We start from the raw sequence: 22,792 nt of genomic DNA on the forward strand, positions 1-22,792 counted from the left end.
AGCACAGGGGGAGGCTCGGCATTGAACCTTTCCAGCTTAGGGAAATCCCCTAATACCGATATTGCCTGGAGATCTCATCACGATCGGCGGACCCTCTCCCTGAATATGGAAGTGTGAATTCAATGAAGATCAAGACCGTTCTTCTCTGCCCAAACTGCGGCTCGGCCGACCTCTACTATGAGAACGCGATGATTACCGGCGTTGTATATCATTGTAAAAAGTGCGATTATATCGGCCCGGTCGTCATCGAAGAGGACCTTGACGAGGCTGATATAGAGCAGATGAAAAATAGCAAAAAGGTTGTTAAATAAAGGATTTCAGGCGAACATCGCACCTGTCTCGGAGCTCTTGATCTCCTCTGTGTCCAGGACCTTGACCAGGGCTTTCTCGAAATCGGCCATGGTGACAGTGTCACGGTTCTCCCGGATCGCGAACATGCCTGCCTCGGTGCATATGGCACGTATGTCCGCGCCCGACGCGAACTCTGACTTGGCAGCCAGGTCGTTCACGCTGATGCTCTCGTCCACGTTCATCTTCCTCAGGTGGATCTTGAAGATCTCAAGCCTTCCTTCGAAGTTGGGCAATGGGATCTCTATTATACGGTCGAACCGTCCTGGTCTTAGCAGCGCCTCGTCCAATATGTCCGGCCGGTTGGTCGCCCCAATGATCTTCACATCGGCTATCGGGTTGAAACCGTCGAGCTCTGCGAGCAACTGCATGAGCGTCCTCTGTACCTCACGGTCGCCCGAGGTCGCGACATCCAAGCGTTTGGCCCCTATCGAGTCGAGCTCGTCGATGAAGACGATGCTCGGGGCCTTCTCCTTCGCCATCTCGAAAAGCTCCCTTACCAGCCTTGCCCCTTCACCTATGTATTTCTGGACAAGCTCAGACCCCACCATGCGTATGAAAGTGGCGTTCGTCTGATGTGCGACGGCCTTGGCGAGGAGGGTCTTACCAGTGCCAGGAGGTCCCACAAGAAGGACCCCTTTCGGGGGCTCGATCCCGACCTTCTTGTATAGTTCGGGCCTGAGCAACGGGTCCTCAACGGCCTCTCGGACCTCCCGTATCTGTTCTTCGAGGCCTCCTATGTCCGAATAGGAGATGTCAGGCTTTTCAACGATCTCAGCCCCTATCACGATGGGGTCGAGGGACTGTGGGAGCACCGACATGACCGCGAGCGTCTGTTTGTTCAACGCCACCCTCGCTCCAACGACCATGTCCTCGGCAGGGACATATTCCGAGGTCGAGACTATGAAGTCCGGGCCAGTGGAGCTCTTCACGATCACTCGGCCGTCGACGAGCACGTCCTTGATCGAACCGATGATCAGCGGCGGTGCCTTGAGGCGCTCCATCTCCGAGCGCATCCGCTTGATCTCCTTTTGCAGTCTGAAGAGCTCGCTCTCGACGTATCTCTTCTCTCCCTCGACCCGCCGCACCTCCTCTAACAATTCAGCGTTCTGGCGCTCAAGGACATCGATCTTCTGCTTCATCTCTTTCTGCAGGTAATCGTCGAGGTTCTCTTCGGTCATTAACGACACCTTATCGAATTCTCTCTATTAAGGCCACCTCTATTTCATCCTTTCTAGCTCATTCCCCTGAAAAGCGAGAGCAGTCCGACATGGCCTGGGGATTTTTCTACATGGAAACTATCTTTGACAGGAAAGGTCTTCAAAACGCCTCTAGATATTCACAAAAGAATTAAGAAAGAGGTGTCTATTAGATGCGGAGGTGCCCCGATGCCCTGCGAACTATGTGGAAATGAGAAAGGAAAGCTAACGACCGTCCAGATCGAAGGAACGATGCTGAGGGTCTGCGATGAATGCGCCAAATTCGGGGACAATGTGCGAGGGACGAGCAAGGACGCCCCCAACAAGATCATAATCCAATCCAGGCTCGAGAACCGTGAGCGGAGGATGAAGACAAAGGACGTCTATCAGTCAGAGGAGGAGATCATCGAGCTCGCTGATGACTATGGTGAGCGCATCCGCAAGGGAAGGGAGGCAAAGGGCTGGAAACAGGAGGAGATGGCCGCTAAGATCAACGAAAGGGTCAGCCTCATCCAGAACATCGAGAGGGGACACATCAAACCGGATGACAACCTCGTGAAGAAGCTCGAGAAGGCATTGGGCATCGTCTTGATGGAGAAGGTGCCCCTGATAAAGACCGAGAAGAAGGCGGTAGCGAACAAGGGAATGACGCTAGAGGATTTCATCAAGGCGAACAAGAAGTAAGATCATCATCCATGAAGGTTCAATCTATATTGACTATAGATCGATATAGACCTCTCCATCCTCCACATAAGCCACATAAGCCCTTATATCGGTAGCTTTCCCGATCAAAGGTATCCTAGGCTGATGAACGACCTTCCCCGTGGCCAGGTCGAACTCTGACCCGTGCAATGGACATCTGATCACCCCACCGCTCAACTTCCCCTTGGCAAGACGCCCTCCCCTATGGGAGCACAGGCCGTCCACGACCCTGAATGAACCTGAGACATTGGCGACCAAAAAGACCTTTTCACCGACCGTCCTCTCCACCATTCCTCCAGGCGGCACCTCGCTGACCGACGCCAATCTGACCTTCGTCATGGATGTAAAAATCGAAGCCCCTATTATTTACGGGTTGCGTGGTCGGTCATCACTTCTTCAGGACCTCATCCTTCGTTACCGCGATGTATTTTGATATGTCCATGCCATACTCCCTTGCGATGATGAGGGCCGATACCTCAGGCCACACCTTCATCCTCTCCTGCAGCCTGTTGATCTTCGCCACGATATCCTTTTTCTTCTGGCCCGTCTGCTTTGCGATATCCTCGATGATCACGGCGAAGAGGGGGACGTCCAATGGGAGCGGTACGGTCTTATTGGCGGTCGCATTATCCGTCGTTGAGGTCCCAACAACCGATGCGCTCCCTCTGTCTTCCGATCGGGCAAGCTCATCGAGGAGCTCCCGTGAGGGCTGATAGTTGAGCTGGATATCTATCGCCTTGTAATCAAAGACCGGCTTGATGGTCCCTTCATGGACCATGAGCAATCCCTCTTTCAGGCCCGCATCCAAGATCTTCTGGGCATCAGCGGCAGAGATCTTAGGGGATTTGCTTCCAGGGTTTGACCATCTTATTTCGAATAAGAGGGTGTTGATGAACTCCTTTTCAGATAGCATGCTCTTGCCTTTCCTTTTAAAGACAACCGCTATCGCATTCCTTAGTTGGGACACCCTCTTTCCTCCATCCAATGCATTTCCTAAAAGCCATGATGCAATAAGATAGATAAAAAAGGAACCTAGGTCCTTAATTATGCACGTGCTCCGATGAACTTCAGGTCGAACAGTATGCCATGGAACGGGAAAGAAGGCCGCACCAATAAGAACAAAGGGATCTATCGGGTGGTCGTCCTGTATTTTGTAGTATCCGTCATATGGATATTTGGCTCAGACCTGATCTTGAACATGATGGTCGAGGACAAAAGCTCCATCATGGAGCTTTCTTTTATCAAAGGGACGGTGTTCGTGATGTTCACGACCCTGCTCCTTTATTATCTAGTATCAAAGGAGGTCAATAGGGCCAGGGAGGTGGAGATAAAGGAGGCGTTGGTCAAAAAGAAAGAGGAGATCATACGCGCGCTGACGGAGAACCTGCCCAAGGGGTCTGTGCTGAGATATGACAGGGTAGGGGGTTCTTATTGTTTGGACCGTTCGATGGCCAAACACAGCATCGTGCAGGATCCCACAGTGAAATTTCCAGTCGAAAAAATGATGGATGAGATGCTGCCGGAGGCGTTCAAAGGAAAGCATTTCAGGTCCGAGATCGGCGATGGGCGTTCGTATTTCATAATACACGGTCTGCCAGTGAAGGATGACCAAGGAGAGGTCTTCTCCGTTCTGGTCGTTTTTGAGGATGTCACCGAGCTGAAGAGGGCTGAGGAAAGACTTGCCAGCAAGGTCGAGGAGCTTGGGATATTGCTCTCCGTGTCAAGATCGTTACTGTCCTCGAACGACATGGCCAGGATGATGTCGAGAGCGTGTCACGTCGCGGCCGAGGGCTTTGGGCTTGATGGGGTATCGATCTACACCCCCTCTGCGGCAGGCGGGTCTTTTGTCGAGGTCGCAGGGTCGTGGGGAAGAGATTTTTCCGAGGATGGCGGGGCTCGCCTGGCTGACATCGTTCGTGAGGGACCCAACGTACCCGAGCTGAGAGCTATTAAAGAGATGAGGGATGTCGGCATCGAGGACATCAGACCTGGAACTGATGCCTGGACCTTGGAGATGATGAAAAGGAGCATCCGCTCAATGCTAGCACTTCCTCTGTATCAGGATGAGATGGTGATCGGGTCCCTCAATCTCTATTCAAGCAAGCCTGGGCATTTCACGAACGAGGCCATTGACACCTTCCACCATCTAGCGAACATCATCTCCCTTGGCATTCAGAAGGTCCAGTTCATTGAAGAGATCAAAGCGCAGAAGGCAGGGCTGGAAGAAGAGGTGAGAAAGAGGACCCGGGACCTTCAGGAGGCAAATGACCAGTTAGAGTCCTTCGCCCATTCGGTCGCGCATGAGCTTAAGGCCCCGGTGAGGGGGATGAAAGGCTTCGCTGAGGCGGTCATAGAGGACTATGGTGATATATTGCCCAAGAAAGGCAGGGAATATCTGGACAGGATAATCATGGACGCAAAGCAACTGGAAGAGATGGTCGACGACATGCTCGTCTATAGCAGGATAGGACAAAAGGAGAGGTCCACGATGGCCGTCGACCTTCGTCCGATGCTGCACGATGCATTAGAGTTCTTAAGACCTCAGATAGAAGCGACCAAGGCCATGGTGATGCTGGATGTTCAAGATGCCGTCGTCATGATCAACCGGACGGTGTTTCGCCAGATAATGGTCAATCTCATCTCAAACGCCCTTAAGTTCACCAAGAAGGGTCAAAGGCCCGAAGTAAGGATAATATCCAAAACCATGGGCAAGATGGTGAGGATAAGCGTTATCGATAACGGCATCGGGGTCCCCCAGGAAGATAGCGCGAGGATCTTCCGCCTGTTCGAGAGAAGATATGGCCAAGAGGATTATCCAGGCACAGGCATAGGGCTCGCGATCGTGGCCAAAGGGATAGAAAGGTCTGGAGGTGCCTTCGGCGTCATATCGGACGGCGTCTCCGGTAGCGAGTTCTGGGTTGAGATCCCATTGGGCAATGGCGGTCAAAAGGACGATGAACATGCCATGACCACCACCTAGGTCCTTTAGTGATTTTGTAATTTCAACAAAGGTTTATCATTCAAAAGCCTTTCTTATTGTTACTTTATCTCAGGATAGGTGAAGGAACAAATGGCCCATAAGATCCATCTGCTGCTCATTGACGACAACCCGTCAGACCGGATGCTCGAAAGAAGGCTCATAGAAAAGGAGGTGCCGAACGTAGAGATCACCGAGGTCCGGAACCATGAAGAGCTGAACGCACACCTGGATGCGGTCGATTATGACATTGTTGTCACGGATTATCAGCTGATGTGGTCTAACGGGCTTGAGGTCCTGAGGATGATAAAGATGAAAAATCCGGAAAAACCGGTGATCATGGTCACAGGGACCGGTAGCGAGGAGATCGCCGTCGAGGCGATGAAGTCGGGTCTGAACGATTATATTATAAAGAACTCAAGGCACATCAAAAAGCTGCCATTGTCGATCAAGGCAGCCATCTCGCATTCTAAGGTCATGCAGTGTGCGATAGAGACGGAGGCCCGTTTGGAGTACATACTGGGGTCGTTGAACATCGGGGTGTTCAAGACGGACGTTGATGGCAAGGTCTGGTCCGCCAATGAACAGTTCTATCGGATGATCGGAGGCGATGGTGATAATTCCGGGGTGAACATCTTCGAAAGGTTCAGGCTGGATGACGGGGCCCCCCTCCCGAAAGACTGGGTATGCTTCCAATCCCCAAATGGCCATGTGATCATGACCGAATCGGGCGGAACGCGGCGCTGGTTCCGAATGAGGGTCTCACATGTCGGAGCGGATGAAAAAGGATCTGTCCATGGCCTGTTGGAGGAGATTACAGAGGAACGGGAGCTGGAGCGGAAGATGACATATGCGCTAGGGAAGATCGAGGAGAACATCAGACAGTTCAGTTCGTTGTCAGACCGACTCAGGAACCCTCTCAGCGTCATCTCCAGCCTGATGCAGGGGATGGAAGAGAGAAAAGCCCGGATGGCAATGGCCGAAATGGACCGTATCAACGAGGTCCTCAGTTCTTTGGATAAGAGCTGGATAGAGACCCATCGCCTTCTGAAGGAGTGGAAAGAGAAGGAGCGGTGAGAGGCCCGACGCTCTGTCAGGCCAGCAACCATCTTTGCTCTTACATTGATATGTCGATGTTACATTAAGCTTATATAGAAGCTCAAACATTCCGAGCCTGCTAGCAACCAAGCTAGAGCTTGTTAACTTGGATGAATGGGAGGTATGTTGAAATGGCAATGGGTAACACACCGATACTGATCCTTAAAGAGGGAACCAAGCGCGACAGGGGCAAGGACGCCCAGTACAACAACATAATGGCCGCCAGGGCCATTGCTGACGCAGTTAGGAGCACCCTCGGTCCCCGTGGGATGGACAAGATGCTTGTAGACACCATGGGAGACGTCACGATCACGAACGACGGGGTAACGATCCTCAAGGAGATCGAGGTCGAGCACCCAGCAGCAAAGATGCTGGTGGAGGTCGCCAAGACCCAGGATGAGGAATGCGGCGACGGCACCACGACCGCCGTCGTATTGGCCGGAGAGCTCCTGAAAAAGGCGGTCGACCTCATCGACGCCAACGTCCACCCCACCATCATCACCTCCGGATATCGCATGGCGGCGAACAAGGCCATGGAGGTCCTTGATTCTGTGGCGATGGAGGTCGGTCCCGAGGACAGGGACACTTTGATCAAGATCGCGCAGACCTCTATGATGAGCAAGCAGGTGGTCGGCTCGAAGGACCTAATGGGTTCCATCGCGGTCGATGCGGTCACAAGGGTCGCTGAGAAGCAGGGAAAGAAATACACCGTTGACATGGACAACATCCAGATCGTCAAGAAAGAAGGCGGCTCCATGGACGACACCGCCCTCATCGAGGGGATAATCATTGACAAGGAGCCCGTCCACAGCGCCATGCCCCGCCGCATCGAGAACGCGAAACTGGCCCTCATCGACGCGGCCCTTGAGATCAAGAAGACCGAGGTCGACGCCAAGATCGAGATCTCAGACCCGATGCAGATGCAGGCCTTCCTGGATGAGGAAGAGAGGATGCTGAAGGGAATGGTCGAGAAGATCAAGAAGTCCGGTGCCAACGCGGTGTTCTGCCAGAAGGGCATCGACGACCTGGTCCAGCACTTCCTCGCCAAGGAGAAGATCTACGCCGTAAGGCGTGTAAAGAAGAGCGACATGGAGAAGCTCGCAAAGGCGACAGGAGGCCAGATCGTCACCAAGCTCGACGAGCTCGGTCCAGAGGACCTTGGTTCCGCAGGCCTGATCGAGGTAAAGAAGATCCAGGACGAGGAGATGACCTTTGTCACAGGATGCAAGAACCCGAAGGCGGTAAGCGTACTGATACGAGCAGGCACCAAGCACGTCGTGGACGAGATAGAGCGCTCTCTGGACGATGCGATATCTGTGGTATCTGTCGCCATCGAGGAGGGACGTATGCTCACCGGCGGCGGCTCAACCGCGGTCGAGGTCGCCATGAGGCTCCGCGAGTTCTCTGCCTCCGTGGGAGGGCGCGAGCAGATCGCCATCGATGCCTTCGCCTCTGCGCTGGAGGTCATACCTACTGCGCTGGCCGAGAATGCGGGACTTGACCCCATCGATATACTCATCGAGCTCCGCAAGGCGCACAAGACCGGCAAGCCCCATATGGGCCTGAACGTCTATACCGGCAAGGTCGATGACATGCTGAAGCTGAACGTCATCGAGCCATTCTGCGTCGGGAGGCAGGCCATACAGTCCGCCACCGATGCGGCGGTCATGATCCTAAGGATCGATGACGTCATCGCCTCGAAGGGCGGTCCGGGAGCTGGGCTGGGCGGCGACAAATCGTCCCCAGGCGGCATGGGCGACATGGGAGAGGACTAAACGCATTCATAAGGGGGGCACGTCCCCCTCCAAAAACGATTTAAAAAGGGTTTTCCAAATAGAACGCGGTGTCATCAAGGTGGGAGCACATGGAAGAAGGTGCTGAGGGCACGGCGACCCGGCCAGAGGCGGCCAACGAGGCCGAGCAGGTGGATACGTTGCGCAAACAGCTGGAAGAGCTCCGCTCAGCTCTGGAGGCGGAGATGAAGAGGTCGAAGGAGTGCCTAGACATGGCCAGAAGGATCCAGGCGGACTTCGACAATTACAAGAAGAGGGTCGCAAAGGAAAAAGAGGAGACGGTCCGCTGTGCCAATGATAAGCTGGTCTGCGAGCTCTTGACGGTCATGGACGACCTCGAGAGGGCATTGGCGGCCGATGTCTCAGAGGAACAGCTCAGGCTTGGGCTGTCCCAGGTGCATTCAAACTTACGATCATTGCTGAAAGGATACGGTCTTACTGAGATCCCTGTGGACAGGTTCGACCCGAACTATCATGAAGCGTTCGGAGTGGGCGAGGGAGAGGAAGGGCAGATCCTGGAGGTCTATCAGAAGGGCTATTGCCTTGGCCCTAGGGTGATAAGGCATTCAAAGGTCAAAGTAGGAAGGAATCAGGAGAGAGGTGACGACAATGGCTAAGATCATAGGGATAGACTTGGGCACAAGCAACTCGGCGGCGGCTGTAATGGAGGGGGGCAGGCCCACCATCATTCCAAGCGCAGAGGGGACAAGCATAGGAGGGAAGGCATTCCCATCATATGTCGCGATGACCAAGGACGGACAACTGCTCGTCGGTGAGCCAGCGAGACGCCAGGCGGTCTCCAACCCAGAGGGGACGATAGCGGCGATCAAGAGGAAGATGGGGACGGACTACAAGGTCACGGTCTTTGGGAAAGAGTACACACCACAGCAGATCTCGGCCTTCATCCTTCAGAAGATAAAAAGGGACGCCGAGGCGTATCTGGGCGAGCCGGTGACGCAGGCGGTCATAACCGTCCCGGCCTATTTCAATGACAATCAGAGGACCGCGACCAAGGATGCGGGGGCCATAGCGGGCCTCGAGGTCGTGAGGATCATCAACGAGCCCACCGCCGCGGCATTGGCCTATGGTCTGGACAAGGCCAAGCAATCGCAGAAGATCATGGTCTTCGACCTGGGAGGAGGGACACTTGATGTCACCATCATGGACTTCAGTGAAGGGGTCTTCGAGGTCGTCGCCACGAGCGGGGACACCCAGCTAGGCGGTACCGACATGGACGAGGCCCTGATCAAATATGTCACGAACCAGTTCATGAAAGAGAGCGGTATAGACCTCACCAAGGACAAGATGGCGATGTGGCGTGTCCGTGAGGCGTGCGAGAAGGCGAAGATCGAGCTTTCCAGCACGATGCAGACGGAGATCAACCTCCCATTCATCTCGGCCGATGCGACAGGTCCGAAGCACCTGTCGATGAACATCAACCGGGCCACACTGGAAGAGCTGGTAGGACCGATCGTCGAGCGCTGCCGTGGACCTATGATGAACGCGCTCAGGGACGCAAAACTAGAGCCAGACAAGATCGACGCGGTCATCCTGGTGGGCGGGCCGACCCGCATGCCCATCGTGCAGAAGTTCGTCGAGAAGGTCGTCGGCAACAAGATCCAGCGCGGAGTGGACCCGATGGAGTGCGTCGCGATGGGCGCCGCGATTCAGGCAGCTGTTCTGTCAGGGGAGGTCAAGGACGTCCTGCTGCTGGACGTCACGCCCCTTTCTCTGAGCATCGAGACCCTTGGCGGTGTTGCTACGAAGCTGATCGAGAGGAACACCACCATACCGACCAGAAAGTCGCAGATATTCTCGACCGCCGCTGATGGCCAGACAAGCGTCGAGATCCATGTGGTGCAGGGAGAGAGACCGATGGCCGCCGACAACACATCATTAGGAAAGTTCACGCTGAGCGGGATCCCGCCAGCGCCGAGGGGAGTGCCCCAGATAGAAGTGACCTTCGACATCGACGCCAATGGCATAATCAATGTTTCCGCGAAGGACCTGGGGACCAACAAACAGGCATCGATCACGATCACGTCGAGCAACAAGCTCACCAAGGAGCAGATCGAGCAGATGATCAAGAACGCGGAGATGTTCGCCGACGCCGACAGGAAACAAAAAGAGCGCGTGGAGACCGTCAACCAGGCGGACCAGCTGATCTACACCACAGAGAAGGCGCTCCAAGAGCTCGGAGGACAGGCGACCAATGAGGAGAGGGTCAAGATCGAGCAGGCCATAGCGGACCTGAAGGACGTACTGAAGAACAAGGACTCCACCACCCAGATGATCAGGTCAAAGATGGACGCACTGTCGAAGGAGTTCTATTCGATCTCGGCCCGGATATATCAGAACGTCCAGAAACAACAGGCTGACCAGGCCCAGCAACCGAAGCAGCCGGGTCCGGACGGCACCGTCGACGCCGAGTACAAGATCATCGATGACGATGAGAAGAAGTAAAGGGATCTGGACCACATGGCCGACAAGCGAGATTATTACGAGGTCCTCGGAGTCCAGAGGACAGCGTCAGAGGACGACATCAAAAAGGCGTACAGGCAGCTGGCACGCCAATATCACCCTGATGTCACAAAGGACGACCCAAAGGTCGCCGAAGAGAAGTTCAAGGAGATCTCCGAGGCCTATGAAGTGCTCATAGACCCTGAAAAAAGGAAGCTCTACGACAGGTACGGCCATGCTGGTGTCTCGCAGCAGTTCCACGATGGCAACTTCAACTGGGCCGATTTCTCGCACGCGGACGACCTGAGGGACATATTCGGAAGCAGCGGCTTCAGCTTCGGCGGGGACCTGTTCGATATGTTCTTTGGAGGTGGCCATCGGCGCGGGCCTAGGCAAGGTTCGCATCTGAGGTACGATGTCGAGATCTCCCTCGAAGAGGCCGCAAAGGGCCTGGAGAAGGAGATCAAGGTGCCGATGACGACCAGCTGCGAGAGGTGCGACGGCACCGGTTCGAAGAGCAAGAAGCGGTCCCAGTGCGCACAGTGCGGGGGAAGGGGACAGGTCCAACGCGTCGAGCGCAGGGGCATGGTCCAGTCAGTGACAATAGTGACCTGTCCCAAGTGCCATGGATCAGGTATGGACATCTCGGACCCATGCCCTGAATGCGATGGGAGAGGCCAGGTCCGAAGGCCCAGGACGATCAAGATAACGATACCGAAAGGTGTGGACTCGGGAATGACCTTCAGGGTACCAGGGGCAGGCGAGCCAAGCCCGAACGGAGGGCCCCCTGGGGACCTTCTCGTGTTCGTCCGCGTGAAGGAGCACGAGGTGTTCAAGCGCGATGGGCCTAACCTCTACATAGAGGTCCCCATCTCGTTCGTCGATGCCGCCCTAGGTACGGACCTGGAGGTCCCTACCATATCTGGAAAGGCATCGCTCAATATCCCCCCTGGGACCCAGACGGACACCGTCTTCAAGCTCAAAGGACAAGGATTGGACATCATCGGCGGCAGAGGGAAGGGAGACCAGTATGTCCAGGTCAAGGTAAAGGTCCCTAAGAAGCTGAGCAACGAGCAGAGGGAGCTCCTCAGGAGGTTCGCAGAGCTGGAGGAGAACCCGCGCAAAGGCATCTTCGGCAAGTTCAAGGTCTAAAACATCGGATGCTATCTGCTAGCACGATTCTGGAAACAGTTATTAGTATAATACGGGCTCGGGCATTCTCCAAGGAGAGGGCCGGCCGTGCACGTTCCAAGCTTCAGGAGGTCATTCCAAGGGTATGACCGAAGGGTCTGGACGCTGTTCTATGGCAGGATAATGACGGCGACGGGGTTCGCCATGGTCATCCCGTTCCTGTCGATGTACCTCCATAACGACCTGGGGATCAGGATGTCATTGGTGGGGCTCCTTCTCCTTGTCACCTCTTTGGTAGGCTCGATGGGCAACATCATCGGCGGTGAGATAGCTGACAGGTTGGGACGAAAGAACATAATGACGGCCGCGCTCCTATGGAGGGCAGCGGCGTTCGTGCTGATCGCCATCGCCATCGGTACCGAGCAGAGCTACCTGGTCATTGCTGGCCTGGTCACATTGAGCAGTTTTGGAGGGTCTTTGTTCGACCCCGCGTCGAACGCGATGATAGCGGACGTTGTGGCACCGGCGAAGAGGCTGGAGGCATACGGGCTGCTCCGGATAGGTCAGAACATCGGTTGGGCGGCCGGTCCCATGGTCGGAGGGATCTTGAGCATCTGGCTTCCATTTTCCACCCTGTTCATTCTCTCCTCGGCCGCTACGATGGGCGTGGCTGTTTTCATCTATCTGAACATAACCGAGTCACTGGACCGGGGCAAGGTCGGCGGACGGTTCCGGCTCACCGACATCGGGGGGGTCACCCGCGATTCCATGTTCATGGCCTTCTGTCTGGTGTCCATCTCTTTGTTCATGATGTTCGGACAGATGTCCTCCTCCTATGCCGTTTACTCCACAGACAGATTGTCCGTGACGGAATCACAGGTCGCTCTGCTCTGGACATGGAACGGGATACTGGTCATATTCCTGCAGATGCCGTTGGCCAGATGGATAAGCAGGTTCAGGATGTCTTCCATGGTCGCCGCCGGCTCTCTGATGTACGCTGTCGGCTATGGGATGGTCGGCATGGCCCCGATCTTCAGCTCAGGGGAGCTGGCCTTTGGCATGAGCGAGAGATACCTCTATCTGGTCCTGAACATGACCATAGTGACGATGGGGGAGATGTTCGTCTCTCCTGCCTCGATGAACCTTGTGGCGAACATGTCGCCCGAGAATGAGAGGGGGAGGTACATGGGGGTCTTTGGGCTCGCATCCTCCATAGGTTTCTCGCTCGGACCGTTCACAGGGAGCGTCATCCTCGATGTCTTCTACTCTAGCGATGTCCTTGTATGGGCCCTCATCGGAATGTTAGGAGTGGTGGCCGCCGTTGGTTACACCATCTTGGGAAAGAAGCTCGGGGCTGAGCGGGACAGCTCCACGCCGAGGGCATGAGTGATATCTTGGTGGACCTAGGGTTCCGGGGATATGACAGGAGGATATGGGTCCTCTTCTTCTCTATGCTTATAGATGGTGTAGGATACACGATGATAGGTCCCTACATCCTCCTTTTCATGAAACAGGAGCTGGACACATCTCTCGCCGTGGGCGGCCTTGTGCTGACCGTGGCAGGGGTGGTAGGGGCCATCGGCAACGTGTTCGGTGGCCTGATGGCCGACAAATATGGCCGCAGGGGCGTCATGGTCTCCTCGATGATGCTGCGTTGTCTTACGTTCATCATCTTGGCCGTTCAGGTGACCCTCTTTCCCGAGCTGATATCGATAGCGTTCATGCTATCCCTCAGTTACTTCTTTGGAGGGGTGTTCGGGCCGGCCAACAACGCGATGGTCGCCGACATCACCGAGCCGGCGAGGAGGATGGAGGCATATGGCCTCCTGAGGGTCGCATGGAACCTCGGGTTTGCCGTGGGGCCAGTGGTCGGAGGATTCCTCATATTGATCTCGTTCTCGCTGACGTTCACCATATCAGCCATTGTGTCCTTGGGCGCGGCGTTGCTGGTGGCCTTCATGATCACAGAATCCTATAGCCCAAGGCCATCATGCAAAGAGGAAGTGAAGGTAAGCTTATGGAAGGGCATAATGCAGGTAAAACCTATCTTCATCCTCTTCTGCATCTTCTGCATCCCTCTCTTTGTAATGTCAGGGCAGTTCGGCTCTACATATACCGTATATGCCAATGAAAGGATCGGCATCGACACTGGCACGATAGGCCTTGTCTTTGCACTCAACGGAATAATGGTCGTACTGATGCAGATGCCGATCAGCAGATGGCTCACAGAGAAGGACCCTTACATGGGGATGGTCATGGGCTCGGTGGTCTACTCGGCCGGCTTCCTGCTGATAGCGGCGGCATCCGACAGTATCGGACTGGCCATCACGATGGTCATCATCACCATCGGCGAGATGATCGTGGTCCCTGTGTCGAACAGCCTGACCGTGTTCCTTGCGCCAGATGATGAGAGGGGCAAGTATCTGGGCATCTTCGGCCTCATCTCTTCCTTCGGGTGGTTCGGGTCGACGTTCTTCGGCGGCCTTCTCTATGACATGTACCAGAATGGATGGATGCTTTGGGGCATACTCTCGGCATTGGGGATGACAACGGCGGTGGCGATGGTGCCTCTCTGGGCCAAGACACATAAGGTCGATAGGGCAAATGATTAAGTCATGGCTATCGGAATGAAGTGAAGGATGCGGATAGTCGGAGTGATGACCGAGGACTTCCACTTCTTCCATGGGGTGGTGAAAAGGCTCAAGGAGAGGAAGGAACCGTTCGTTTCATTGGGTTTCGATGACCACGTACCTTGGAACGTCTCTGTTGTGATAACCACCAAGGACGAGAGGTCGAAGGTCCCCCATTCCATGGTGGCGGCCAGTGACGATCCTGATGAGGCTATAAACATAGCCCGCTCTTTATTAAGGGGCAGAAAGTATGGGGCGTTGGTCGTCGGCATAGACCCTGGTCGAACCATAGGGATAGTCATAATCGGGAATGGAAGGGTCATCCATTCCGGCACCTTCGAGTGCCCGGAGGACACCGCCGACAAGGTCATAAAAATGACCTCGGGGCTGGAGTTCGACGAGGTCGTGGTCAGGATAGGTCATGGGGACAGGACGATAAGGAACAGGATAATCCGCTCGGTCTGGAGCGTGGCAGACAGGGTCGAGATCGTCGATGAGACGAACACCACCATGAACACAGAGACCCCAGACATAGACGCGGCGATCCTCATATCGAAGACGAAGGGATATGATCTGGAAAGACCACCTGACATCAGGCCAACGGCGGGCGAGCTGAGGGAGATACAGAGGCGGTCGAGGATCGAGAGCGAGGGGGCGATCACCATCGGGAAGGAGCTCGCCGGGTGCGTTGCCCGAGGGGAGATGACGATGAGCGATGCCCTCACTGCCCACAAGGCCGAGGAGAAGAAAAGAAAAAGGGTTTAAGTGCGGTTCAGAACTTCATCTTAGCATAGGACGGCATCTTTGCCAGGACCATGCCCTCGATGATCATCGGTTCCAGCTTCTGGGCCAGAGAGAGGGCGTCCTGAAGTTTCACCTCATTCTCCGAGTAGATCGTGAACAGCTTCTCCCCCTCATCGACCTTCATGCCCACCTTCTTATTGATCACCAGCCCGGCCCCCTTATCACGTGGTGAGCCTGCCGCCCTGGCGATCTTGACTAGGTCCTTGTTCTTTATCTTGTTCAGATATCCTGATTTCCTGGCGAGGACGTCGACCTGGAACCCGCCCACCTCGATATCCTCCGAGCTGATGTCAGGGTCCCCTCCCTGAGCCGCAACGATCTCTCTGAACTTCGCCAACGCCTTGCCCGACTCCAACATGGTCCTGGCCCTCTCCTCCCCCCCGCGACCGTTGACCATGTCAAGGAGCATGCCGCTGAGGGCGACCGTCTTCTCTATGACGCTGTTGGGGTTCTTTGCCCCTTCAAGGATGGAGATGGCCTCCCTTGCCTCAAGGGCGGGCCCTATGGCCCTTCCCACAGGCTGACCGCCGTAGGTTATGGCCGCCTCGACCCTTATCCCGAGCTTGTCGCCCAGCTCGATGAAGTCATGTGCATATTGGCGCGCATTCTCCATGGTCGGGACCTTTGTCCCCTCCCCCATGGGGATGTCTATGAGGAGATAATCAGCATTGACGGCCTTCTTCTTCGACATCACTGATGCCAACAGCTGCGCGTGGGGGTCGATGCCCAGAGGGTATTCCGCCTTGATGATCACATCATCGGCCGGTGCCAGGTTCAATGACCCGCCCCATGCCATGACCCCGTTCGTCTTCTCGGCGATCCTCTTCAAGGACCTGCTGTCAAGGTCGACATTCGCGAACACCTCGACGATGTCGGCGGTCCCGGCGGCGGAGCTGATCGCCCTGGATGATGTTTTAGGTATAAGGTAACCGGCCGCGGCCACTATCGGGACGATGAGCAGGGTGATCTTGTTCCCTGGACACCCTCCTACGCTATGGAAGTCAAGGACAGGGCCCTTATCGAACTTTATCGTCTCGCCGGTCTCGACCATCGCCATCGTCAGGTCCGCCGTCTCCCTGATGTTCATGCCATTTATCTGCATGGAAGTGACATAGGCGGCGAGCTCTATGCTCGATAAGCTCCTTGAGGAGATATCATGGACGAGCGTGAAGATCTCTTCCTTGGTCAGCTCCAGCCCCTCCATCTTCTTCTTGATGTACTCCACGCTCTCCGGTCTCGGGGCCGGTACGACCTCGATCACCTCACCTTCCTCCGGCCCTATCATCTTGAAGGCCGCTCCCATAAGCCCTATCTCGCCCTTCTTCACATAGGAGTCGGTCGTCGACACAATTGCCACGACAGTGTTCCCTTCATGGAATATCTTGACGCGGTCCTTCTCACGGAGACCGAGGTTGGCACAGTCATCATCCTGCAGGAGCGCGGTGATCTCCCCCGTGTCGACGTCTATGTATCTTGCCTTGAGCTTCATGCCGATCCCCACTTCTCTATCGCCTCTCGCAGCTCGACATGGTCCTTGGCATACTCCTCGACAGGGATCCTAAGGAACCCCGCCTCCACGGCCTGCACCATGGCCCGTGCCCCTCCGCGGACGCCTCTGGGGTGACCGGACACGCCTCCGCCCGCCTGGCATTGGACGTCGTTTCCTGCGATCCCTATGAGCTTTGGGATCATTCCGGGCTGTAGCCCACCGGAGGCGACCGGCATGACCGGTCTATAAGGGAGCTCTTTGGTCAGGCATACATCCCTGTTCATAAGGTCCTCGGAAGGGTCCCCCTTCATCTTTCCCACACCGAAGGTGCCTATGTGGAGCGCATCCCCTCCGCACATCCGCACAAGCTCAGCGAAGACCCTCATCGATATCCCATGGTCCTTGTTCCTTGTTATGGCACCATGCATCGTCCTGTGCACGTGTATCGGGACTTTGATCGAAGGGTCCTCTGCCAGTACCTGGACCGCCCCGAAGCCGCAGGTGATGACGTCAACCATTATCTGGGATGCACCCAGCTCTTGTGCCCTTTCAGCGACCTCGAGTATCTGATGCCCGTTGGTAGAGACATTGATGGCATGTACCATTATGTGACCGGTCTCGCTCCTGACACGGTCGAGGGCATCAGCGATAGCGACGACCCTTTCCTCCAGAGGACAGAACCTCTGGTTCACTAGGGTCTCGTCGTCCTTGCCATTCGTTAGCCCTCCCATCCCAGCCTCATAGACGTAGTCAGCCGTCTGCTTGGGGCTCAGACCTATCTTTGGCTTCACTATGGTCCCGACGAGCGGTCTTTCTGGCCTCTTCAATATCTTTCTCAATCCCTCGACCCCGAACTTCGGGCCATTGAACTCCTTCAGCATCGACCTGGGGAATCTGACATCCTCAAGCCGGACGCCTTCAATGGACTCAAGGCCGAAGAGGTTCCCGGCGACGATGCTGAGGATCTGCGGCACCCCTCCTATGTCAAGGCAGAAGTCCTCCTCAGGAAATGCGATGGTGGCGATGTCTTCCTTGATATCGATGACCTTTCCCCCCCTTTTCTGGAAGTTCTCCTCCTCGAGGGTGGTGATCTCGGTCCAGGTACCGGTCGACTGTTCGGTAGCGATGGCCGCCGCGGCCTCTTTCATTGTCATCGTGGAGGTCTTCACCTTGTATGTGCAGATGACATGGCTGTCGACGTCGACCTTCTCTCCCAATCTCAGATATCTCTCTGAATACTTCTGTGGCGTTGGCATTTCTTTCACTCCGTGAATATGGATTCCTGCCCGAACTCCCTGACGATTATCTCGTAGGCGGCATAGGGCGGCACAACCCCGATCTCAGTGATGATCGAGTCGATGTACTCTGGCGGGGTGGCATCGAAGACAGGATTGAATATCTTGGTGCCTGGTGGGACCTCGCCGGGCCTTACGACCTCCCCCTCGTCGCGCTCCTCTATCTCCACAAGCTCTCCATACATCGTTCTTGGAGAGAACTTGAACGTCTCGGCGCATACGTAAAAGGGGACGCGCGCCTCATGGGCGGCCAAGGCGAGCTGCGATGTACCGATCTTGTTGATCAGCACCCCGTTCGAGCATATAGTGTCTGCGCCTACGAATACCGCGTCCACATCTTTCATTACGTGGCGGACCGCCGAGTCGACGATCATGGTCACAGGGACCCCCGCTTTAGAAAGGTCATTCACCGTCAATACCCCCTGGCGCCAAGGTCTGGATTCCGTGGCATATGCCATCTCGACCTTGCCCTGCCTGTATGCCTCCACGATGGCCATCACCGCGGCCTTGCTGTTGCAATGCGTGAGCACCTTCGACCCCTTCTTCAATCTGTTCGCGCCCATACGGCCGATGTTCGTCAGGGCCTCGTGCGACCTCTTGACGAAGATGTCAGCGTTCCTGACGACCGTTGCTTTGGCAGGTCCCAGGTCCTTCTGTCCGTTCAGACCCTTCAGCACGAACTGTACGGCATTCCATAATGAGATGGCCGTGGGCCTAGAGGAAAGCAGCATCTCCTTGGCCTCCTGCAAGGACCTCATGAGGCCTTCCACATCATCACCTGAGTAGGCCAGGGCCTCCTCCTTCAGCGCGAGGGCCGCCTGTCTTGCTATCTCCGCGGCCCCCCGGACCTCCATGCTCTTGATTTTCTCTGTGGCCTCCCTTGCTCTCATCGCGGCTCTATTGGACTAACCCTTTCTAATAATTTCTGCGCTGGTCCTCCATACGTTTCTTTAGAAAATATCGGGCATCGGTCTGGTATTGGCGACCCTGTCCTTGGTGACGAGGCCCCGCCTGGCCGTAGCGACACCATAGAGGATGTTATCAAGATGTGCGACCTTGTGGGAATCGCTGTTGATCACAAGGGTGTTCCCGTTCTCCACGGCGGCCCGGCAGGCCGTTGCACCAAGGTCCAGACGGTCCGGGAAGGAATTGACCTCAAGCCAGACCCCTTTTGCCCTGGCCTCGTCCATGATCCTTTCCATATCAATGGCATAGGCCTCCCTTTGGCCGATCAACCTTCCGGTCGGGTGGGCCAGTATCTTCATTTTATTGTGGCCCATGGCAGTGATCATCCTGCCTGTCATCTCGGCCTCGGTCATCCTGAACCTGGTGTGCACGGCCCCCACCACATAATCCAATTGGTCCAGCACATCGCTGGGGTAATCCAGCTTGCCTCGGTCATCGATCTCCACCTCGGCGCCGATGAACACCTTGAACGGGGCAAGCTCATCCGTAAGACGTTCCGCCACCTTGATGTTCTCCCTGAGCCGTGAAATGTCCAGGCCGTTCGCTATCTTAAGACTTTGTGAGTGATCGGTTATTCCGATGTACTCGTATCCCCGCGCCTTTGCAGCCAGTACCATCCTTTCGATACTATCGGCACCATCAGATGAATCGGTGTGGACATGGAGGTCCCCTTTTATGTCGGACATTTCGACGAGACGAGGAAGTTTATGCTCCTTTGCCATCGCGAGCTCGCCTATGCATTCCCTAATCTCTGGAGGTATCCAATCCAATCCCAGTGCACCATATATCTCCTTCTCGTCCCGGGATGCGATGACCGTTCCATCTTCCTTCTTGAAAAGCCCGTATTCATTGAGCCGATAGCCCTGCCCCATCGCCATCGTCCTCAGTGCGATATTATGCTCCTTTGAGCCAGTGAAATATAGCAGGGCCGCGCCATAGCTCTCGGGGCTTACGACCCTAAGGTCCACCTGCGCTCCGGTCCTTAGCCTGACCGATGAACGGGTATCCCCTCTTGCCACGACATCCTCCACCTCGGGATAATTGATGAAGGTCTCCGTGACCTTGGAGGGTTCATCGCTGCCAGCAAGGATATCGATGTCGCCGACGGTCTCTTTCATCCTTCGAAGGCTGCCAGCATAGTCCACCATGCTCAATCCTCCTTTTTCCTTGAGATAGGCGACCATCCCTACCGCGATAGGGTGTGCATAGCCCAGAAGCATCCTTCCCCGGCTCTTCTCAAGGTACCTGATGCCTTTGAGGATGTTCTCCTCGGTCCTCTCTCCGAACCCTCTCATTTTCCTTATGCGATGTTCCTCTGCGGCCTGGCGAAGGTCGTTGATATTGGTTATCTTCAGCTCTTTGTACAATCTCATGACCGTCTTGGGCCCGATATCCGGGACCTCCAGGACCTGCATCAATCCGGCAGGGAACTCCGCCCTGAGCTCGTCCAGGTATCTCAATCGGCCGGTCTCCACTATCTCCTTGATCTTTCCTTCGATGGCCTCGCCCACTCCTGGAATATCCTTCAGGGCGTTCCTGGCCATTACATCCTTGACATCTTCCTGAAGGGTCTCGATATGATAAGCTGCCCTACGATAGGCCTGGGGCTTGAACCTCTCCTCCTTGAGCTCGAGGAGGTCGGCGATCTCGTATAATATGCCGGCGACCTTCTGGTTCATCATCGGATGAAGACATTCACCTCATGTGGTCATATTAACTATCATTCTCCGAGCGGCACTGTGGACCAAGATCGATGCCTCTGAGGAAGGGGGCCCGTCCTCCTCGGCCCAAATTATTAATAATGATACAGCGCAAAGGGAAAAGACCATCAGGATGGCCGAACCTCAATGAAGATAACCTTTCTAGGCACCAACGGATGGTATGATACTGCTACAGGCAATACCGTCTGCACCCTTCTCAGCACAAAAGAACGTTATATAGTGCTCGATGCTGGCAATGGCATTTGGAAGCTTGATAGATACATGACCTCGGTAAGACCTGTCGACCTCTTCCTAAGCCATTTCCACCTCGACCACACCATCGGGCTCCACACCCTCGTCAAGTTCAGTTTCATCCCTGAGATGAGGATATTCGGGCAGATCGGCACCTCTCAAGCATTGAACACCCTGGTCAACCTACCTTTCACGGTGCCTTTGGACCAGTTGCCGTACAGGGTCGAGGTCAGGGACCTTGAGGAGGGAGAGCACGAGATCGGGTACAAGGTGACCTGCCTGCCGCTGGTCCATGCGTCACCCTGTTATGGATATCGCTACGAGATCGATGGCAAGGTCATCGCGTACACCACGGACACTGGGCCCTGCGATAACATCGAGAGGCTGGCAAGGGACGCTGACGTGCTGATAGCAGAGTGTGCCTTCAGAAAAGGCGAGACAAGCGCGAAATGGCCCCATCTGAACCCCGAGACGGCGATAGACATAGCGATACGGTCGGGCTGCAGGAAGCTGATACTGACGCATTTTGACGCTCATCGTTGGCCAGATCTCCGGGAGAGGCAGAGCATAAAGGATCTCGTGAAGGATTTCAACGGCCTCATCGTCGCCTTCGATGATGAGCAGGTGGAGATCTGATAGAACCTGCGATTGATTTATCTCATCCTGCTCCCAATTGTTATGTCCGGAGGGGCCGAGTTGGGCGAACAGAACCCGTACGAGAACGCGGTCAGGCACGTCGAGCGTGTAGGCAGGATGATAGGTCTCAGCGATTGCATGATAGAGGTGCTGAAAAGGCCACGCAGAGAGCTGACGGTGAATTTCCCTGTGAAGATGGACGATGGGCGATGGAGGAACTTCACGGGCTTCAGGGTACAGCACAATTCGGCCAGGGGCCCGTGCAAGGGTGGCATAAGGTATCATCCGAACGTCTCCCTCGATGAGGTCCGGGCTCTGGCCATGTGGATGACCTGGAAGTGCGCTGTGGTGGGCATCCCATATGGCGGTTCCAAAGGAGGGGTCATCTGCAATCCCAAGGAGATGAGCCGAGGCGAGCTCGAGAGGCTCACGAGGCGCTTCACATCTGAGATCCAGATAATCATAGGGCCGAAGGCCGACATCCCAGCTCCTGACGTTTACACCGATGCGCAGACGATGGCCTGGGTCATGGACACCTACAGCACCAACGTCGGTTATTCCGTGCTGGGGGTCGTGACAGGCAAACCCGTGGAGGTCGGAGGGTCCAAGGGAAGGGAGGATGCCACCTCCCGTGGTATAATGTATGTTGCGCAGAGGGCAGCAAAGGCAAAAGGACTGGACCTCAAAGGCTCGGAGGTCGTGGTACAAGGTTTCGGGAATGTAGGATGGAATACGGCCAGGCTTCTGTCGAAAGAAGCAGGTTGCAAGATAATCGCCGTCTCCGATTCCAACGGGGGCATCCTTGACAGGGATGGCCTGGACCCAGTGAAGGTCATGGAGCACAAGCGGCACAACGGTACGGTCGAGGGATATGGAAGGTCTGATAAGATCACCAATGAAGAGCTACTCGAACTGGACTGCGACCTGTTGGTCCCGGCGGCGCTCGAGAACCAGATCACACGCGCGAACGCGGACAGGATTAAGGCAAGAATGATCGTGGAAGGGGCGAACGGACCGACCACGCCCGATGCCGATGCAATACTTTTTGAAAGAGAGATCATGTTGGTCCCTGATATTCTGGCCAACGCAGGAGGGGTCACAGCAAGTTATTTTGAGTGGGTGCAGGACCTGCAATACCTCTTTTGGACGGTAGAAGAGGTCAATGGCCGATTGAAGCAGATCATGGACGCATCGTTCGACAAGATCCTGGAGCTCTCAAGGCAGAAGAAGGTGGACATGAGGACCGCCGCGAACATCATCGCGATAAAGGACGTCGCGAGGGCCATTGAGCTCAGAGGGCTTTTCCCTTAGA

Annotated in this window: 20 protein-coding genes; 13 read left to right on the top strand and 7 right to left on the bottom strand. The window is 55.4% G+C overall.

Annotation, left to right across the window (positions count from 1 at the left end):
- Nucleotides 1-122: 122 nt before the first annotated feature.
- Nucleotides 123-311 carry a hypothetical protein gene (locus tag HPY73_06270; protein ID QLH73990.1) on the top strand — a complete coding sequence of 63 codons (189 nt, stop codon included), beginning with the start codon at nucleotides 123-125 and terminating at the stop codon, nucleotides 309-311.
- A gap of 6 nt (nucleotides 312-317) precedes the next feature.
- Here the strand turns inward: HPY73_06270 and HPY73_06275 are convergent, their stop codons facing one another.
- Nucleotides 318-1,529: a proteasome-activating nucleotidase gene (locus tag HPY73_06275; GenBank protein ID QLH75082.1), complete on the bottom strand. Its 1,212-nt coding sequence runs from the start codon at nucleotides 1,527-1,529 to the stop codon at nucleotides 318-320.
- A 207-nt stretch (nucleotides 1,530-1,736) separates the two neighbouring features.
- On the opposite strand from HPY73_06275, the gene HPY73_06280 reads away from it, so the two are divergent.
- Nucleotides 1,737-2,231, top strand: a complete 495-nt coding sequence (locus tag HPY73_06280) for a TIGR00270 family protein (protein QLH75083.1) — start codon at nucleotides 1,737-1,739, stop codon at nucleotides 2,229-2,231.
- Between the two features lie 33 nt (nucleotides 2,232-2,264).
- On the opposite strand, the gene HPY73_06285 is transcribed toward HPY73_06280, so the two are convergent.
- Together HPY73_06285 and HPY73_06290 are read right to left on the bottom strand one after the other, a co-directional pair.
- A complete protein-coding gene (locus HPY73_06285) occupies nucleotides 2,265-2,588 on the bottom strand; it encodes a Rieske 2Fe-2S domain-containing protein (GenBank protein ID QLH75084.1) in 324 nt (107 codons plus the stop codon).
- A 49-nt stretch (nucleotides 2,589-2,637) separates the two neighbouring features.
- A complete protein-coding gene (locus HPY73_06290) occupies nucleotides 2,638-3,234 on the bottom strand; it encodes a DUF2240 family protein (GenBank protein QLH75085.1) in 597 nt (198 codons plus the stop codon).
- Between the two features lie 75 nt (nucleotides 3,235-3,309).
- Here HPY73_06290 and HPY73_06295 point away from each other — a divergent pair, with 75 nt between their 5' ends.
- The 9 genes from HPY73_06295 to HPY73_06335 all read left to right on the top strand — a co-directional run bounded on the left by HPY73_06295 (nucleotide 3,310) and on the right by HPY73_06335 (nucleotide 15,103).
- Nucleotides 3,310-5,229, top strand: coding sequence for a GAF domain-containing sensor histidine kinase (locus HPY73_06295; GenBank protein QLH75086.1), 1,920 nt, complete (start codon nucleotides 3,310-3,312; stop codon nucleotides 5,227-5,229).
- Nucleotides 5,230-5,307: 78 nt separating this feature from the next.
- Entirely contained in the window at nucleotides 5,308-6,303 is a 996-nt protein-coding gene (locus HPY73_06300) for a response regulator (GenBank protein ID QLH75087.1), read from the top strand.
- A gap of 158 nt (nucleotides 6,304-6,461) precedes the next feature.
- Nucleotides 6,462-8,099: a TCP-1/cpn60 chaperonin family protein gene (locus HPY73_06305; protein QLH75703.1), complete on the top strand. Its 1,638-nt coding sequence runs from the start codon at nucleotides 6,462-6,464 to the stop codon at nucleotides 8,097-8,099.
- Nucleotides 8,100-8,188: 89 nt separating this feature from the next.
- A complete protein-coding gene (locus HPY73_06310; protein ID QLH75088.1) occupies nucleotides 8,189-8,734 on the top strand; it encodes a nucleotide exchange factor GrpE in 546 nt (181 codons plus the stop codon).
- Nucleotides 8,727-10,580, top strand: a complete 1,854-nt coding sequence (gene dnaK, locus HPY73_06315; protein QLH75089.1) for a molecular chaperone DnaK — start codon at nucleotides 8,727-8,729, stop codon at nucleotides 10,578-10,580. Before HPY73_06310 ends, dnaK begins: the two co-directional genes overlap by 8 nt.
- 15 nt (nucleotides 10,581-10,595) lie before the next feature.
- Nucleotides 10,596-11,729, top strand: coding sequence for a molecular chaperone DnaJ (gene dnaJ, locus HPY73_06320; GenBank protein QLH75090.1), 1,134 nt, complete (start codon nucleotides 10,596-10,598; stop codon nucleotides 11,727-11,729).
- 87 nt (nucleotides 11,730-11,816) lie between these two features.
- Nucleotides 11,817-13,094, top strand: a complete 1,278-nt coding sequence (locus HPY73_06325; protein QLH75091.1) for an MFS transporter — start codon at nucleotides 11,817-11,819, stop codon at nucleotides 13,092-13,094.
- Nucleotides 13,091-14,320 carry an MFS transporter gene (locus HPY73_06330; protein QLH75092.1) on the top strand — a complete coding sequence of 410 codons (1,230 nt, stop codon included), beginning with the start codon at nucleotides 13,091-13,093 and terminating at the stop codon, nucleotides 14,318-14,320. Before HPY73_06325 ends, HPY73_06330 begins: the two co-directional genes overlap by 4 nt.
- 27 nt (nucleotides 14,321-14,347) lie before the next feature.
- Nucleotides 14,348-15,103, top strand: coding sequence for a hypothetical protein (locus tag HPY73_06335; GenBank protein QLH75093.1), 756 nt, complete (start codon nucleotides 14,348-14,350; stop codon nucleotides 15,101-15,103).
- A 7-nt stretch (nucleotides 15,104-15,110) separates the two neighbouring features.
- Here the strand turns inward: HPY73_06335 and HPY73_06340 are convergent, their stop codons facing one another.
- The 4 genes from HPY73_06340 to polX are packed head-to-tail and all read right to left on the bottom strand — an operon-like array spanning nucleotide 15,111 to nucleotide 20,574.
- Nucleotides 15,111-16,631, bottom strand: coding sequence for an AMP phosphorylase (locus HPY73_06340; protein ID QLH75094.1), 1,521 nt, complete (start codon nucleotides 16,629-16,631; stop codon nucleotides 15,111-15,113).
- Nucleotides 16,628-17,887, bottom strand: coding sequence for a ribulose 1,5-bisphosphate carboxylase large subunit (locus tag HPY73_06345; GenBank protein QLH75095.1), 1,260 nt, complete (start codon nucleotides 17,885-17,887; stop codon nucleotides 16,628-16,630). Before HPY73_06345 ends, HPY73_06340 begins: the two co-directional genes overlap by 4 nt.
- Nucleotides 17,888-17,892: 5 nt before the next feature.
- On the bottom strand, nucleotides 17,893-18,816 hold the full coding sequence (locus tag HPY73_06350) for a ribose 1,5-bisphosphate isomerase (GenBank protein ID QLH75096.1): 924 nt from the start codon (nucleotides 18,814-18,816) through the stop codon (nucleotides 17,893-17,895).
- A gap of 60 nt (nucleotides 18,817-18,876) precedes the next feature.
- Nucleotides 18,877-20,574, bottom strand: a complete 1,698-nt coding sequence (gene polX, locus HPY73_06355; protein QLH75097.1) for a DNA polymerase/3'-5' exonuclease PolX — start codon at nucleotides 20,572-20,574, stop codon at nucleotides 18,877-18,879.
- 165 nt (nucleotides 20,575-20,739) lie between these two features.
- Here polX and HPY73_06360 point away from each other — a divergent pair, with 165 nt between their 5' ends.
- Together HPY73_06360 and HPY73_06365 are read left to right on the top strand one after the other, a co-directional pair.
- Nucleotides 20,740-21,480, top strand: a complete 741-nt coding sequence (locus HPY73_06360; protein QLH75098.1) for a ribonuclease Z — start codon at nucleotides 20,740-20,742, stop codon at nucleotides 21,478-21,480.
- 117 nt (nucleotides 21,481-21,597) lie between these two features.
- Nucleotides 21,598-22,791 carry a Glu/Leu/Phe/Val dehydrogenase gene (locus HPY73_06365; protein QLH75704.1) on the top strand — a complete coding sequence of 398 codons (1,194 nt, stop codon included), beginning with the start codon at nucleotides 21,598-21,600 and terminating at the stop codon, nucleotides 22,789-22,791.
- Nucleotide 22,792: the final 1 nt, after the last annotated feature.

It is taken from the genome of Methanomassiliicoccales archaeon, from assembly GCA_013415865.1.
Classification (GTDB): domain Archaea; phylum Thermoplasmatota; class Thermoplasmata; order Methanomassiliicoccales; family UBA472; genus MVRC01.

Bases quoted from the DNA above. Each gene is read 5' to 3' on its own strand.
- HPY73_06270 (QLH73990.1), top strand. From the start codon at position 123: ATGAAGATCAAGACCGTTCTTCTCTGCCCAAACTGCGGCTCGGCCGAC.
- HPY73_06275 (QLH75082.1), bottom strand. From the start codon at position 1,529: ATGACCGAAGAGAACCTCGACGATTACCTGCAGAAAGAGATGAAGCAG.
- HPY73_06280 (QLH75083.1), top strand. From the start codon at position 1,737: ATGCCCTGCGAACTATGTGGAAATGAGAAAGGAAAGCTAACGACCGTC.
- HPY73_06285 (QLH75084.1), bottom strand. From the start codon at position 2,588: ATGACGAAGGTCAGATTGGCGTCGGTCAGCGAGGTGCCGCCTGGAGGA.
- HPY73_06295 (QLH75086.1), top strand. From the start codon at position 3,310: ATGAACTTCAGGTCGAACAGTATGCCATGGAACGGGAAAGAAGGCCGC.
- HPY73_06305 (QLH75703.1), top strand. From the start codon at position 6,462: ATGGGTAACACACCGATACTGATCCTTAAAGAGGGAACCAAGCGCGAC.
- HPY73_06310 (QLH75088.1), top strand. From the start codon at position 8,189: ATGGAAGAAGGTGCTGAGGGCACGGCGACCCGGCCAGAGGCGGCCAAC.
- dnaK (QLH75089.1), top strand. From the start codon at position 8,727: ATGGCTAAGATCATAGGGATAGACTTGGGCACAAGCAACTCGGCGGCG.
- dnaJ (QLH75090.1), top strand. From the start codon at position 10,596: ATGGCCGACAAGCGAGATTATTACGAGGTCCTCGGAGTCCAGAGGACA.
- HPY73_06330 (QLH75092.1), top strand. From the start codon at position 13,091: ATGAGTGATATCTTGGTGGACCTAGGGTTCCGGGGATATGACAGGAGG.
- HPY73_06335 (QLH75093.1), top strand. From the start codon at position 14,348: ATGCGGATAGTCGGAGTGATGACCGAGGACTTCCACTTCTTCCATGGG.
- HPY73_06340 (QLH75094.1), bottom strand. From the start codon at position 16,631: ATGAAGCTCAAGGCAAGATACATAGACGTCGACACGGGGGAGATCACC.
- HPY73_06345 (QLH75095.1), bottom strand. From the start codon at position 17,887: ATGCCAACGCCACAGAAGTATTCAGAGAGATATCTGAGATTGGGAGAG.
- HPY73_06350 (QLH75096.1), bottom strand. From the start codon at position 18,816: ATGAGAGCAAGGGAGGCCACAGAGAAAATCAAGAGCATGGAGGTCCGG.
- polX (QLH75097.1), bottom strand. From the start codon at position 20,574: ATGATGAACCAGAAGGTCGCCGGCATATTATACGAGATCGCCGACCTC.
- HPY73_06360 (QLH75098.1), top strand. From the start codon at position 20,740: ATGAAGATAACCTTTCTAGGCACCAACGGATGGTATGATACTGCTACA.
- HPY73_06365 (QLH75704.1), top strand. From the start codon at position 21,598: ATGATAGGTCTCAGCGATTGCATGATAGAGGTGCTGAAAAGGCCACGC.